The organism is Methylotuvimicrobium sp. (genome assembly GCF_050611805.1).
Classification (GTDB): Bacteria; Pseudomonadota; Gammaproteobacteria; order Methylococcales; family Methylomonadaceae; genus Methylotuvimicrobium.
Genome location: NZ_JBNGHF010000007.1, coordinates 42933 through 55863, shown reverse-complemented (window position 1 = coordinate 55863; position 12931 = coordinate 42933). Strand labels below are relative to the sequence as shown.

The window sequence follows — 12931 nt, the reverse complement described above, 5'->3', positions numbered from 1 at the left end:
TGTTAATTTGAGTTATGATCGAATTCCATCTCACCCTCAAAATACCGTCCAATAAAAGTCGGCCAGTGATCGAAGCGCTTCGAGTGCTCGCCAAAAAGGCGCGCGCCGAATCCGGCTGTATTACGGTCGAGGTTTATAAGACCGTTGCTGTTCCATGCCGCATAGTTTATCAAGAAACTTGGGACTCCGAAGAGTCCTTGCGCAGCATGATCGCATCTCATCATTTTAGTCAACTGGCTTCACTGATGGAACTATCGACCGAACCGCCTAAATGTGAATTTAGGTTCATTAGCGATGTTTACGGGCTCGAATTTGCTGCCAAGGTTAGAAACTGCACTGATTAAAGTTGGTTTGTTCAGACATAAAATTCGAGTCAATGATAAAGCAAAGCGTTATTGATTGATTCAACAACACAAGGAAAAAACTATGAGATTTAATCTGCTATTTGTAAGCATGACCCTGTCGATGGCTTTGTCAATCAATGCCTGTGCGGCAAACGATCCAAAAGAAGACTCTAAGTTGGATACGACACAAAAAGGACCGATTGAGACCTTTTTGCAAGGTTGCAGCACCGAATTGGAGACCTACTGTAAAAACGTGACGGCTGGCGACAATCGTTTGCTGGCTTGCATCTACGCGCATGGCGACAAACTCTCGGGCCGCTGCGAATTCGCCCTCTATGATGCCTCCGCGCAACTAGAACGAGCCATCGCTTCGCTTCGTTATGCGGTCTCGGAATGTGCTGATGATCTTGAAAAATACTGCGCCGATGTAGAGGTCGGTGAAGGTCGGTTGCTGGCTTGTCTCGACAGCAACGAAAAGTCGGTTAGCACCCGCTGCAAACAAGCTTTGAAAGACGTTGGATTGAATCAATGAATTTTTTGAAGGGTAACTTCTAAATGCTTTTTAACGTGTCTCGTTGAATGATTATGAAAAGAACAATAACTCAAATTAAACCGCCTATGAAAAGCTACATTATTTATTCGTTAGTCATGTTCCTGGCTGTAACGATAACCGGTTGCTCGAGCGTTCAGACCGTTACCAACCAAGCTAAATCTTTAGTCATCGAACCTGCGCCCGATGCAGGCTTCATCGAAAATCCCGAACGCCAAATCAAACGCATCGATTTACCGTTTCAGAAGGTATGGATAAAACCCGGTTTCGACAAGAATGCATATCATGAGATTGTCGTCGCCCCAGTCAATACACAATACATGCAGGAAATGGACTGGTTGCATCAACTGAGTTCGGCAAACTATATCAGCGATGTGAAAGCCGATATCGAAGAACTGGCGCAGTATTTTCGCAGCCGGGTAATCAAACAATTCAGAGAATATCCTCGCAGTCGTTTCCGACTCATCGAGCATGCGAGTCAACACAGTCAACCGGCGCTACGGCTTGAACTCGCTTTGATACAAATCGATCCCTCACAGCCTGTGCTTCACGCACTCGGCTGGCTGCAAATGGGGGGCGGAACGGCGGCCGGAGTCATCAATCAGCGCCGCGCCGCTTTCGAAGGCCGTCTGCGCGACATGCAGACCGGCGAGGTGGTCGCGACGTTTGCCGACCGCGACATGCAGGATACAGGCCCTCTAGATTTGACGCGCTTGACTTGGTACGGTCCTGCGAAGGGAATTATGGACCGCTGGGCGGAACAGTTCGTGAAAATCGCGAATCGGAAACCGGGCGAGTCGGTGACCGACTCCACGCCGTTTACGTTGAGACCTTTTTAAACGCATACCGCACCATGAAATTAGTATATACCCATGAAATTAGGATATACCCATGAAAAAACATGAAATAACGATAGCCGTTCTAACATTGTTAATCGCCGGCTGTAATGAATTATCTCTTTCCAAAAATTCGACCGCGACTCAAACCGAATTGTCGACAGTTAACGGCGCAGATCGAACGGTGTTGCCGATTCCCGAACCGAAACGGCCTATTTACAAAGAGTTGGACGTTCGCAATGCCGTGCCTCCGCCCCGCTTCGAAGTCAAGCCCCCGGAAGGCGCGCCGAATGTACTTTTGGTATTGATCGACGACCTCGGCTTTGCCGGTGCGAGCAGTTTCGGCGGCCCTGTCGGCACGCCTACCTTCGACCAAATCGCCAATGAAGGTTTGAAATACAATAATTTTCACACCACCGCAGTTTGCTCCCCGACCCGCACTGCCTTGAAAAGCGGGCGCAATCATCACGTCAATAACATGGGTGCCATCATCGAGACCGGCACCGCCTTTCCCGGCAACACCGGACAGATCCCGAACGAAGTCGCACCGCTCGCAGAAATGTTGCGTCTGAACGGTTACAGTACCGGCGCCTTCGGCAAGTGGCATGAATTGGCAGCTTGGGAAGCGAGTATTTCCGGTCCGTTCGACCGCTGGCCGACCCGGCAGGGTTTCGACAAGTTTTACGGATTTCTGGGCGGAGAGACCAACCAGTGGGCGCCGTTCATCTATGACGGCGTTCATCAGGTCGAACTGCCCGACGATCCCAATTATCACTTCTTGACCGACATGACCGACCAAGCGGTTGCCTGGATCAAGTATCAGAATGCTCTGACGCCGGACAAACCGTTCTTTACCTACTATGCGCCGGGTGCCGTGCACGCGCCGCATCATGTACCGCAAGAATGGATAGCCCGCTGGAAGGGTAAATTCGATCAGGGTTGGGACAAGTTGAGAGAAGAGATTTTGGCTCGCCAAATCGCCAGCGGCATCGTGCCCGAAGGTACCGTACTGGCACCCAAGCCCGAGGCCATTCCGGACTGGGAGACGCTGTCGGACGACGAGAAACGCTTGTTCACGCGCCAAGCCGAGGTGTTCGCCGCTTTCGTCGAAATGACCGACCATGAAATCGGTCGCGTAGTCAAAGCCATCGAAGAAACCGGACAGAGCGACAACACTCTGGTCATTTTCGTGTACGGCGACAACGGCACCAGCGCCGAGGGCGGCCGCAACGGCATGTTCAGCGAGATGACATATTTCAACAGCGTGCAGGAAACGGTGCCGGATATGCTCAAATTTCTGGATAAATGGGGCGGCCCCGAAACCTATCCGCACATGGCGGCCGGCTGGGCAGTGGCCTTCGATACCCCTTATCAGTGGACCAAGCAAGTCGCCTCCGATCACGGCGGCACCAAGGTCAGTATGGCTATCCGTTGGCCGAAAGGCATCAAGTCCAAAGGCGGGTTGCGTACTCAGTTCCATCATGTGATCGACGTTGCGCCGACCATCCTCGAGGCCGCCGGCCTGCCGGAACCCAAAATAGTCAATGGCGTGACGCAGCGCCCGATGGACGGGGTCAGCATGATTTACAGTTTCGATGACGCCAGTGCGAAGGATCGGCACGTCAGCCAATATTTCGAGATGTTCGGCAACCGCGCCATGTATCACGACGGCTGGTTCGCCAGAACCATCCATAGGGCACCTTGGGAACGCGAGCCACGCCGCCCGCTCGTCGAGGATATCTGGGAACTGTACGATACCCGTAGCGATTTCAGTCTCGTGAACGACCTGGCGGAGGCCCATCCGGACAAATTGGCCGAGTTGCAGAAGCGATTCATCGCCGAGGCCGAGAAGAATCATGCGCTGCCGATCGACGACCGGGTGCTTGAGCGCGTGAACGCGGAATTGGTCGGCCGTCCCGATCTCATGGGCGGACGTACCTCGATAACATTGGCCGAGGGCATGACCGGTATGTCGGAAAATGTGTTTTTGAATATCAAAAACAAGTCCAAGACCATTATTGCCGACATCGAAGTGCCGCAAAGCGGAGCCAACGGCGCCATTCTCGTGCAAGGCGGCCGTTTCGGCGGCTGGGCATTGTACGTCAAGGACGGCGTGCCGGCTTACGACTACAACTTCCTGGGACTGCAGCGTTTCACGATCGCTTCGAACCAAAAGCTCAAACCGGGCAAATCGACGGTTCGCTTCGAGTTTGCCTACGACGGCGGCGGTTTGGGCAAAGGCGGACTGGGTACTCTGTTCGTGAATGACGAGAAAGTCGGTGAAGGGCGCATCGAACGCACTCAGCCGATGATTTTCTCGGCGGATGAAACTGCCGATGTCGGCATCGATTTGGCAACCCCCGTCGTCGAAACGATCGGATCGGAAGCAAAATCTCGTTTTACCGGACATATCCCGAAAGTCATGGTTCAGGTGAACTGAGGCGTTTTTTGAAATCGAATGAGATGGAAATGAAGCAATCTTTTTCAATCGTTTAAAGGAGCAAAACATGAAATTACTATCGACGCTGAAACAAGAGATTAAGGAGGTGGGTTTGGTTACCCTCTATTTTTTCTTGTGTTTCGTTGTCATGTTGACATTGAAAAAGTTATTGCTGGCTGACTATCTCATCGAAGTTCACGCTCTTTCAACGGCGGTCGTCAGCGCGCTTATCGTCGCAAAACTCGTGATCATTCTCGATAAGACGCCTGCCGGAAACCGTTTCGACGCAAGCCACCCATTGGGAATAGCTGCTTTGTATAAGGCGTTGGTTTATATGCTGGTTACGTTCATAGTCTTGTTCATTGAAAAACTTTTTCATGCTTACCGTGAGGTCGGCATGTTCGGTCAATCCGTCATCTATGTCTGGGAGCATAAGGATCGCAACATCATGCTAGCCAAAGTCATCGTTATCGGTTTGATGTTTTTGAGTTACCACCTCTACGCCGGACTCGACCGTTGCCTGGGAAAGGGACGTCTCCGCCGGCTTGTGACTGAATCGCCAAATATTACGGGGAAGGAGAATTAAGCGATGTCTCACGAAATAACAAAAATCGATGGCGATCTGATAACCGTTCATATTCGAGAGATCATGCGCCTGGCCGATCAGAAAGCCCTGCAAGACATGGCTCTTGATTTTATCGAACGCGGTTTCTATCCGAAGGTATTGGTCATTGTCGAAGACTTCGAGGGTTGGGAAAAATCGGAGGAGTGGGGCGAGGATGATTTTTTGCTGGAGCATGGAAACGAGATCGTCAAGATTGCGATCGTAGCCGAGGAGCGCTGGAAAGAGCGGCTTTTGATGTACGTCGGCAAGGGCTTGCGCGCCACCGAAATTGAATTTTTTGCACCTTCCTCTTTGAAGGAGGCCGAGTTATGGTTGCGCGCCTGAATCGTTCTGATCCTACATATCAAGGAAAAAGACCGTCATTTTCGGTGTTTCCGCGGTGGAGAGTTGAATGATCGTCTTCACTTATCTCAACTTATTGTGTTCGCTCGCCTTATTCATGGGTATGTTGCTCGTTTTTGTGATCGGCAGGCGAATGGGATTCACATCATCGACGGTAGAATACAAAGGAGACAAGTCTTCGTCCGGCTTATTGGACGGCGCGGTGTTCGGGCTAATGGGGCTACTAATCGCCTTCACTTTTCATGGCGCTTCTTCTCGATTGGATCATCGCCGGGAGTTGGTCATGGAAGAGGCGAATGCGATTGGCACCGCCTATCTTCGTCTGGATTTGTTATCGGCTGAAAGCCAACCGGCTCTGAAAAGCTTGTTTAGAAACTATCTCGATTCGCGTATCGAAGTGTATCGTTTGCTTCCCGATCTCGAAGCGGCAGAAGCCGAGTTGGAAAGAACCGGGGGTCTGCAAACGCTAATCTGGTCGCGGGCGGTCAAAGCTTGTGAAACGATGGGATCGGTTCCGGCAACGACGCTGCTGCTGGCGGCCTTGAATCAAATGTTCGATATCGCTGAATACCGTGATTCGACATCGCGGTTCATGCATCCGCCAATGATCATTTTTATGATGCTGTTTGTCTTAGCGTTGATGAGTTCGCTGTTGGCGGGTTACGTGACCGGCAGCAATCAGGACCGCAATTGGGTCCATGCGATAGGCTTCACCGTGATCATGTCGATTACGGTCTATGTGATACTGGACATCGAATATCCCCGTGCCGGTTTGATCCGCGTCGACTCGGTGGATCGGGTTCTAATGGATCTTAGGGAAGACATGAAATGAATCGGAAGGTCGCCAAGCGGTCGATAGATCGCAGGAATCCGTGACATGTCGGCTCCGGTCAGACCGTATCATAAGTCGCTGTTCGCGGCAGCGGCAGTGTTGCTGATTATCGGCGTGGCGGTGATCTTTGTCAGGACATCCGTCCATCTGTCATCGTCGAATGGCGATGTGGCGTCATCGAAAGCGATGGTCTTGTCCGGTCCTGAATTTGTCGGCAGGAGCGTTTGCGCCGAGTGTCATGCCGAACAGGATCGCCTATGGAGGGGTTCGCATCATGATCTGGCGATGCAGGAAGCGGCAAGCGGCACGGTACTAGGTAATTTTGACGACACTGAATTCAGCAAGGACGGTATTGTCTCGCGATTCTTTCGCCGTGATGGCCGTTTTTGGATGAACACCGACGGGCCGGACGGCCGATTGGCCGACTTCGAGATCAAGTATGCCTTCGGCTTTTTTCCGCTGCAGCAGTACCTGATTGAACTGCCGGGCGGGCGGTTCCAGGCAATTTCGATCGCCTGGGACAGCCGTTCAATAGAAGAGGGCGGTCAGCGCTGGTTTCATCTGTATCCGGACGAATCCACCGTTCATACCGACGAACTGCATTGGACGAAGCGTGCGCAGAATTGGAATTTCATGTGCGCAGAGTGCCATTCGACCAACCTGCAGAAAAATTACGATCCTGACACCCGCAGTTATCATACCGTTTGGTCGGAGATCGATGTATCCTGCGAGGCTTGTCACGGTCCTGCCTCGCGCCATGTCGCCTGGGTCGAACGCAAGCCCGGTTTCGAGCGTATCGATGCCGAAACCAAGGGCTTGATCGTTCAGTTGGATGAACGTCTCGGGAGCCGATGGACGATCGATCCTGAGTCGGGGAATGCTCATCGCAATGTGCCGCGCAGTGTGGATAAAGAGGTCCAGGTTTGCGCCCGCTGCCATTCTCGACGCGCGCAGTTCTTCGCCGATTACCGCTACGGCTCGCTGATGGATTCGCATCTGCCCTCGTTGCTGCAAGAGAGTTTGTACCACGCCGACGGTCAGATCGACGGTGAAGTCTATGAATACGGTTCGTTCCTGCAAAGCAAGATGTACCGATACGGCGTGACTTGCAGCGATTGCCACGAACCTCACTCGCTGAAACTGCGCGCGGAGGGCAATGGCGTTTGTTTGCAATGCCATGCAGCCGAACAATTCGACAACGAGCGTCATCATTTTCATGAACTCGGCGCTCCAGGTTCGCGGTGCGTCGACTGCCACATGCCGGCCAAGACCTATATGGTCGTCGATGTGCGCCACGATCATGGTTTTAGAATTCCGCGTCCGGACTTGTCGGAACAAATCGGCACGCCGAATGCCTGCAATGCTTGCCATAGCGATCAAACGTCCCGTTGGGCGTCCGATATCGTCCGGCAGCGCTACGGACATGATCCGAAGGGGTACCAAAATTTTGCCGAAACGCTGCATGCCGCGCAATCCGGTGCAAACGATACCAATGCGCGATTAACCGCGTTGCTGAAAGACAACAATCAACCGACAATCGCGCGGGCCACCGCGGTTGCGGAGCTTGGCACTAGGTTAAGCTCCGAAATGTTCCTGCTTTTAACGGAAGCGTTAAATGATCCTGAACCGTTGCTGCGTAGTTCGGCGCTCGAAGCCTTGTCCCAATTGACGCCTGAGCAGCGCTGGCCGATTGCGCATCAGCTCTTGCGCGATCCGGTGCGAACAGTGCGAGCGCTTGCCGCATCGGCTCTCGCTGGTACTTCAGAGCAAAGTATTCCATCTCATGAAAGAGCCGAATTTAGGCAAGCCATGAATGAATATCTTAGCGCGTTGCGCTTGAATGCGGACGACCCGGCGGCACAAGTCAATCTAGGCAATTTTTATTCGGTTCGAGACGAGACCGATTCCGCCGAGCGGGCCTACCGGGAAGCCTTGCAACTCGATTCGAACTGGGTACCGGCTTATATCAATCTCGCCGATCTGCTACGCCGAATCAAGCGCGATGGCGACGGCGAAAAAGTGCTTCGAGAAGGTTTGAATCATGCGCCGAAATCGGCAGTGCTTCATCACAGCCTGGGGCTGTTGCAGGCACGGAACAAGAATCTTACGGAGGCCTTGACTTCGTTGAAACAAGCGGTTGATCTCGATCCCGGTGCGCCGCAGTTCAGCTATGTCTATGCTCTGGCTCTTTCCAGTGCGGGTAATAACAAGGAGGCCCGCGAGTTTGTCGAGTCCGCTCTGAAGCGGTTACCCCATGATCCTTCGTTGATTTTACTGAATGAACATTTGTCAAAGGAGTGAATCGTGAACTCACACAATTCGATTAAGAAAACTCATCCATCAACACAGAGAATGCCCATGAAAACTCTTTTATTACCCTGCTTAATACTCATCACGGTATCGATCTTGGCTGGCTGCCAGGCCGGCGGTGGTGCATCAAGGTCATCTTCGTCCGCTGGGCAAATTGACCAAGATGTCAATGCGGCTCTCGCAACGCTTTACCAACAATCACCCAACTTTCGGCAATTGGCGGCGCGAGCAAAAGGCGTATTGGTGTTTCCGAATGTAGTAAAAGCCGGATTCATCGGCGGCGCGCAATACGGAAAAGGAGCGATGCGAAAAGGCGGCAGAACGGTCGGTTATTACAGAATGGTAGCCGGATCTTACGGTTTACAGGCCGGGGTGCAATCGTTCGATTATGCCTTGTTTTTCATGAACGATGCCGCGTTGGCTCATCTCGACAGCAGTGCGGGATTTGAAATCGGGGTTGGCCCGAGCGTTGTCGTTCTGGATGAGGGAATGGCCAAAACGATGACGACGATGACACTTCGAGACGATGTTTATGCAGTGGTATTCGGGCAAAGAGGCTTGATGGCCGGCTTGGGGTTGCAAGGTTCCAAGATTACCCGAATAAATCCCTAAACCAATAGAAGATCGACTTTATTCCAAAGCAACACAATGGGCAGCGCTCATCTTACAACTTACTGTGAAAGTTTGCGGATTTGGCTCCTTTTCGCTCCTTCCCAAGCTCTGCTTGGGAAGGAGCGAGCCGCGTACTTTCATTTGCCAGGGCGATGGCCAGGGCTTTCATGAACGTTAGGTAAGGCGTCGGAGAAATCCTTACACATATATTGGAAACAACAGTTACAAATCAGGAGACTAATGAAATGAGAAACGATAACAAAAGAAAAAAATTGGGGGTTTTCGGCTTGATTCTGGTCCTCCCGATGCTGGGGTGTGCGCCGACCAAACAAGCAAGAGACGTCGAACCCGCCGGTTTTTTAGGGGATTATTCGATGCTCGGGGAAGGAAAAGAAGGCGAGGCGCTTAAGATTTATATCAATCCGTCTTATCAGAGCACTTGTCATGACTATGACAAGGTCTTGATCGAGCCAGTCCAAATTTGGGTCAGCGGAAACAAAGATTTGGCCGAAATGCCGCCCGCAGAAAGACAGGTCTTAGTCAATCACATGCATGGCTCATTGGTTGACGAGTTGGGCAAACATTATCGAATCGTTCGAAACCCCGAACCCGGAACGATAAGAATCAGAACGGCGATCACTGAGGCGGAGGGCTCATGGGTCGCATTGGATACAGTCTCCTCGTTCGTGCCGCAGTTATTGGTCATGTCGACAATTAAAGAAGTGGCCACCGGAACAGCGACTTTTGTCGGCAGGGCCGGTGCCGAAGCGGATATCACCGATGCAATGACCGGAGAACGGATTGCCGCGGCTGTCGATCGTAGAGTCGGAAAGAAGTCCTACGAAGGCGTCACTCAAGAATGGGATGATGTGACACGGTCTTTCGATTATTGGGCGGAGCGCTTAGCATACCGCTTGGCGAATTGCGGTGCGATGCCGTCCGTGCAATGAAATTGACGCGCCTTTTTACCGGCTTCAATTATTCAAATAATAACAAAACATAAGGGATACAAAAATGAATAGATCAAGTAGTAAATTTATGCAGGCCATCATCGCCTGTGTTATGGGCGGGGTAATCGTATCGCCGACAGTATGGGCACAGGGAAATCTGATGATTTACCCAAAAATGGGACAAAATCCGCAACAGCAGCAACAGGATCAATATAACTGCCACGGTTGGTCGGTGCAGCAATCCGGCTACGATCCCAGCAACCCGCCTGCTCAAAGTTCCGGCCCAAGCTTTGGTAGCGCCTCCAGAGAAACGCTTAGGGGAGGGGCGCGAGGGGCTGCGGCAGGCGCAGCCATCGGTGCGATTGCCGGTGATGCTGGCAAGGGTGCGGCTATTGGTGCCGTTGGAGGCGCGATGAAGCGCGGATTTCTGGAACGTGACAGTCAACGGCAAGCCGCATCCGCCCCCCCGCCGGGGCTCGACAATTACAATCGAGCCATGAAGTCCTGCCTGGAAGCGCTCGGCTATTCGGTCAATTGATCGAGCCGGCCTTGATTGCAAAGCTTGATACACCACTCGGTTGAGTCAATGAACGATCCGATATCGACAAAACGGCGAATTTTTAATCAGAGCAGTATTCAAGGCTTATTGAGCCAGCTGAAGATGTCTTCGCGTTTTGTCGTTCTGCTGATTATCTTGATGCCCATGACCGTCTTAGCCGACGATACGGAAGTTAAGGAAAAGGCTCTTGACTCGATAGACGAGCGCATCACCGCCGTGCAGTCGAGGCGAGTTCAAGTCCAAAATAGGCTGTCTGCGTTGCCTGGCGACGGTTCGGGAGCGCCTCCCGAAGCGGAGGCTGACGAATGGGCCGAGTATAGACGAGTGCTCAATCTGATTGTCAACAGCTATGACAGTCATCTCGATGCATTGAATAAACTTAAGACTGTGCGGGTCGCTCGGCAGGATATCGAGGCGAAGTCGAAAGCGTGGCTGAATTTTGCCGAACCGGGACCCTATACCATCGATTTCGTTGACGATTTGTGGAACCAACTGCGTGCCAAGGAGCGCGAACTCGAAACCGTTCGTATTGAACAAGCACTGTATGACAATCTGCTTGAATCGAGACGAGATTCTTTTAAGAATTCCGAACAGGCGTTGAGAAAGGCGCAGGAACAGCTCGATAAGGCCGAATCGGCCTCGGTCAATCGCTTGCAATGGAAGCAGGACCTGGTTGAAATGCAAAACGTTCATGAGCAAGCACGGGTTGCGTTACTCGATACCGAGAATGAGCTTCGAAATGAAATCGTTAGGCTTCGGGACACTGAAAAGGAGCTCTTGCAACGACAAGTCAGGGTCGCGAGTTCGGCATCCCCTCTAACCGACCAGGATCGTGATGCCAAACTCGCCGCGTTGACGCAACGTCAGCAAGAAGTGGGCAAGGAGATCCAGAAAGCCATTGAAATCGGACGGATACTCGATGAGCAATGGCGACAAACGCGCGATCGATTGCAAGAAGCTCAGACATTTTCCAGTAGTCTGCTTCCGGAAGCGGCAGAACAGCAACAGAAGAAGCTCGAACTCTTACAGAATGAGTTAAAAACTCAAATGATCGAATCCGAGGTATCGAGTTCCATCATCAAGCTCTTGCGTTTACTGGATAGAATACTGCTCGCGCACCGTCATATCTGGGAGCTTCGATATCAGGTCGAAAACAATCCAGACTTGAAAACGCTCGAGGATGCTTTGGCCCAAATCGAACATGGTTACGATCAAATAAAGTTATGGCGTAAATTTCTACTTTCGGGTCTTGATGCGGCGCGTCGCCGTTTGGACAATCAAGAAAAAAAGCTTATCGACTGGAAACCCGAATTCGGCGATCGGGAATTGGGCGAACGAGAGCGACTCGCTTTTTGGCGGCACGATGGAATGTACAGGCGTCTGGTCGCGGAAGCCGACAACCTTGAATCCACTCTCTTAAGTTTTAAACAATCGATGGAAATGCGTTATAAAAACGCGACTGTCAGTGACCGAGTTACTAAAGTCTATAAGAATGCCGGTGACGTAGCCGTCCTTATCTGGGATTTCGAACTGTTCACGGTCGAAGATAAAATTGTCGTGGAAGGCCGTGAGATCATCAATCGTCGCAGCGTGACAGTCGGCAAGATCGTACGCATACTTTTCATCTTGGCATTTGGCTTATGGCTGATCGGAAAAATTTCTGACAGAGGTCTTCAGTCCTTGTCGAACAGACTCCCCGGACATGAAAGCGCCATTTTGTTGGGGTTCAGACTGTTCACGTTAATTGCTGTCATCGCTATCCTCGTTTTTGCTCTGGTCAGAGTACACATACCGCTCACCGTTTTCACGTTCTTTGGCGGCGCACTGGCGATCGGTGTCGGTTTCGGAGCCCAAAACATCATCAGCAACTTTATAAGCGGTTTGATTCTGTTGGTGGAACAACCCGTCAAGCTGGGCGATATCGTCGATGTAGAAGGCATTAGCGGCAAGATCACCCATATCGGCGGCCGTTGTTGCCAGGTCCATCGTTTCGACGGTATCGACATGCTGATTCCGAATAGTAGTTTTTTGGATAAGAGCGTCACCAATTGGACACTCTCGGACCAGTCTATTCGCTGCACGGTTACGGTCGGTGTCGCCTATGGTTCGCCGGTGCGTGATGCGCTTCAGTTGCTTGAGCAAGCGGCTGTAGAGCACGGCTTGGTGTTGAACGCGCCAGCTCCCGAAGTCTATCTGGAAGGGTTTGGCGACAATACGCTCAATCTGACCTTGGATTTTTGGGTCGGGAATCTAAAACAAATCAATCGTCGCCGCATCATGAGCGATATCCGTCATCGAATCGTCAATCTATTTGGTGAGCGAGGCATCGAGATCGCATTTCCGCAGCGTGACGTGCATGTTGATAGCAAAAATCCGATCAAAGTCGAGTTTGTATCGGCAGAGATCGAAACACCACTCAATCTAAAAGGGCTGTCGACAGGGCGGAATGAACCTGAGTCGATCGGTTCAGCTTAGACCGCTCTCTTCATCCAAAGAACATAATGAGGAGGTAAGCCATGAACAATTACATT

Annotated in this window: 12 protein-coding genes; all 12 read left to right on the top strand. The window is 51.7% G+C overall.

Annotation, left to right across the window (positions count from 1 at the left end; all coding sequences use genetic code 11):
• Window positions 1-14: 14 nt before the first annotated feature.
• Entirely contained in the window at window positions 15-344 is a 330-nt protein-coding gene (locus tag ACRJJO_RS05440) for an antibiotic biosynthesis monooxygenase (protein ID WP_125220496.1), read from the top strand.
• Between the two features lie 82 nt (window positions 345-426).
• On the top strand, window positions 427-876 hold the full coding sequence (locus ACRJJO_RS05435) for a cysteine rich repeat-containing protein (protein WP_431064881.1): 450 nt from the start codon (window positions 427-429) through the stop codon (window positions 874-876).
• A gap of 86 nt (window positions 877-962) precedes the next feature.
• Window positions 963-1733 (top strand): DUF3313 family protein, encoded by a 771-nt coding sequence (locus tag ACRJJO_RS05430; protein WP_431064880.1) that lies wholly within the window; start codon window positions 963-965, stop codon window positions 1731-1733.
• 52 nt (window positions 1734-1785) lie between these two features.
• Window positions 1786-4170, top strand: coding sequence for an arylsulfatase (locus ACRJJO_RS05425; protein WP_431064879.1), 2385 nt, complete (start codon window positions 1786-1788; stop codon window positions 4168-4170).
• A gap of 67 nt (window positions 4171-4237) precedes the next feature.
• Entirely contained in the window at window positions 4238-4756 is a 519-nt protein-coding gene (locus ACRJJO_RS05420; protein ID WP_431064878.1) for a hypothetical protein, read from the top strand.
• A gap of 3 nt (window positions 4757-4759) precedes the next feature.
• Window positions 4760-5119 (top strand): STAS/SEC14 domain-containing protein, encoded by a 360-nt coding sequence (locus ACRJJO_RS05415; protein ID WP_431064877.1) that lies wholly within the window; start codon window positions 4760-4762, stop codon window positions 5117-5119.
• A gap of 67 nt (window positions 5120-5186) precedes the next feature.
• A complete protein-coding gene (locus ACRJJO_RS05410; protein WP_431064876.1) occupies window positions 5187-5969 on the top strand; it encodes a hypothetical protein in 783 nt (260 codons plus the stop codon).
• A 45-nt stretch (window positions 5970-6014) separates the two neighbouring features.
• On the top strand, window positions 6015-8270 hold the full coding sequence (locus ACRJJO_RS05405) for a tetratricopeptide repeat protein (protein ID WP_431064875.1): 2256 nt from the start codon (window positions 6015-6017) through the stop codon (window positions 8268-8270).
• A gap of 57 nt (window positions 8271-8327) precedes the next feature.
• Window positions 8328-8891 (top strand): YSC84-related protein, encoded by a 564-nt coding sequence (locus ACRJJO_RS05400; RefSeq protein ID WP_431064874.1) that lies wholly within the window; start codon window positions 8328-8330, stop codon window positions 8889-8891.
• Between the two features lie 245 nt (window positions 8892-9136).
• Window positions 9137-9841, top strand: a complete 705-nt coding sequence (locus ACRJJO_RS05395; protein ID WP_431064873.1) for a DUF3313 domain-containing protein — start codon at window positions 9137-9139, stop codon at window positions 9839-9841.
• Between the two features lie 64 nt (window positions 9842-9905).
• On the top strand, window positions 9906-10379 hold the full coding sequence (locus ACRJJO_RS05390) for a glycine zipper family protein (protein ID WP_431064872.1): 474 nt from the start codon (window positions 9906-9908) through the stop codon (window positions 10377-10379).
• Between the two features lie 48 nt (window positions 10380-10427).
• Entirely contained in the window at window positions 10428-12875 is a 2448-nt protein-coding gene (locus ACRJJO_RS05385) for a mechanosensitive ion channel domain-containing protein (protein ID WP_431064871.1), read from the top strand.
• Window positions 12876-12931 lie beyond the last annotated feature (56 nt).

Coding starts and splice junctions, on each gene's coding strand:
- ACRJJO_RS05430 (WP_431064880.1), top strand. CDS start 963: ATGAAAAGCTACATTATTTATTCGTTAGTCATGTTCCTGGCTGTAACG.
- ACRJJO_RS05440 (WP_125220496.1), top strand. CDS start 15: ATGATCGAATTCCATCTCACCCTCAAAATACCGTCCAATAAAAGTCGG.
- ACRJJO_RS05420 (WP_431064878.1), top strand. CDS start 4,238: ATGAAATTACTATCGACGCTGAAACAAGAGATTAAGGAGGTGGGTTTG.
- ACRJJO_RS05390 (WP_431064872.1), top strand. CDS start 9,906: ATGAATAGATCAAGTAGTAAATTTATGCAGGCCATCATCGCCTGTGTT.
- ACRJJO_RS05400 (WP_431064874.1), top strand. CDS start 8,328: ATGAAAACTCTTTTATTACCCTGCTTAATACTCATCACGGTATCGATC.
- ACRJJO_RS05405 (WP_431064875.1), top strand. CDS start 6,015: ATGTCGGCTCCGGTCAGACCGTATCATAAGTCGCTGTTCGCGGCAGCG.
- ACRJJO_RS05385 (WP_431064871.1), top strand. CDS start 10,428: ATGAACGATCCGATATCGACAAAACGGCGAATTTTTAATCAGAGCAGT.
- ACRJJO_RS05435 (WP_431064881.1), top strand. CDS start 427: ATGAGATTTAATCTGCTATTTGTAAGCATGACCCTGTCGATGGCTTTG.
- ACRJJO_RS05415 (WP_431064877.1), top strand. CDS start 4,760: ATGTCTCACGAAATAACAAAAATCGATGGCGATCTGATAACCGTTCAT.
- ACRJJO_RS05395 (WP_431064873.1), top strand. CDS start 9,137: ATGAGAAACGATAACAAAAGAAAAAAATTGGGGGTTTTCGGCTTGATT.
- ACRJJO_RS05425 (WP_431064879.1), top strand. CDS start 1,786: ATGAAAAAACATGAAATAACGATAGCCGTTCTAACATTGTTAATCGCC.
- ACRJJO_RS05410 (WP_431064876.1), top strand. CDS start 5,187: ATGATCGTCTTCACTTATCTCAACTTATTGTGTTCGCTCGCCTTATTC.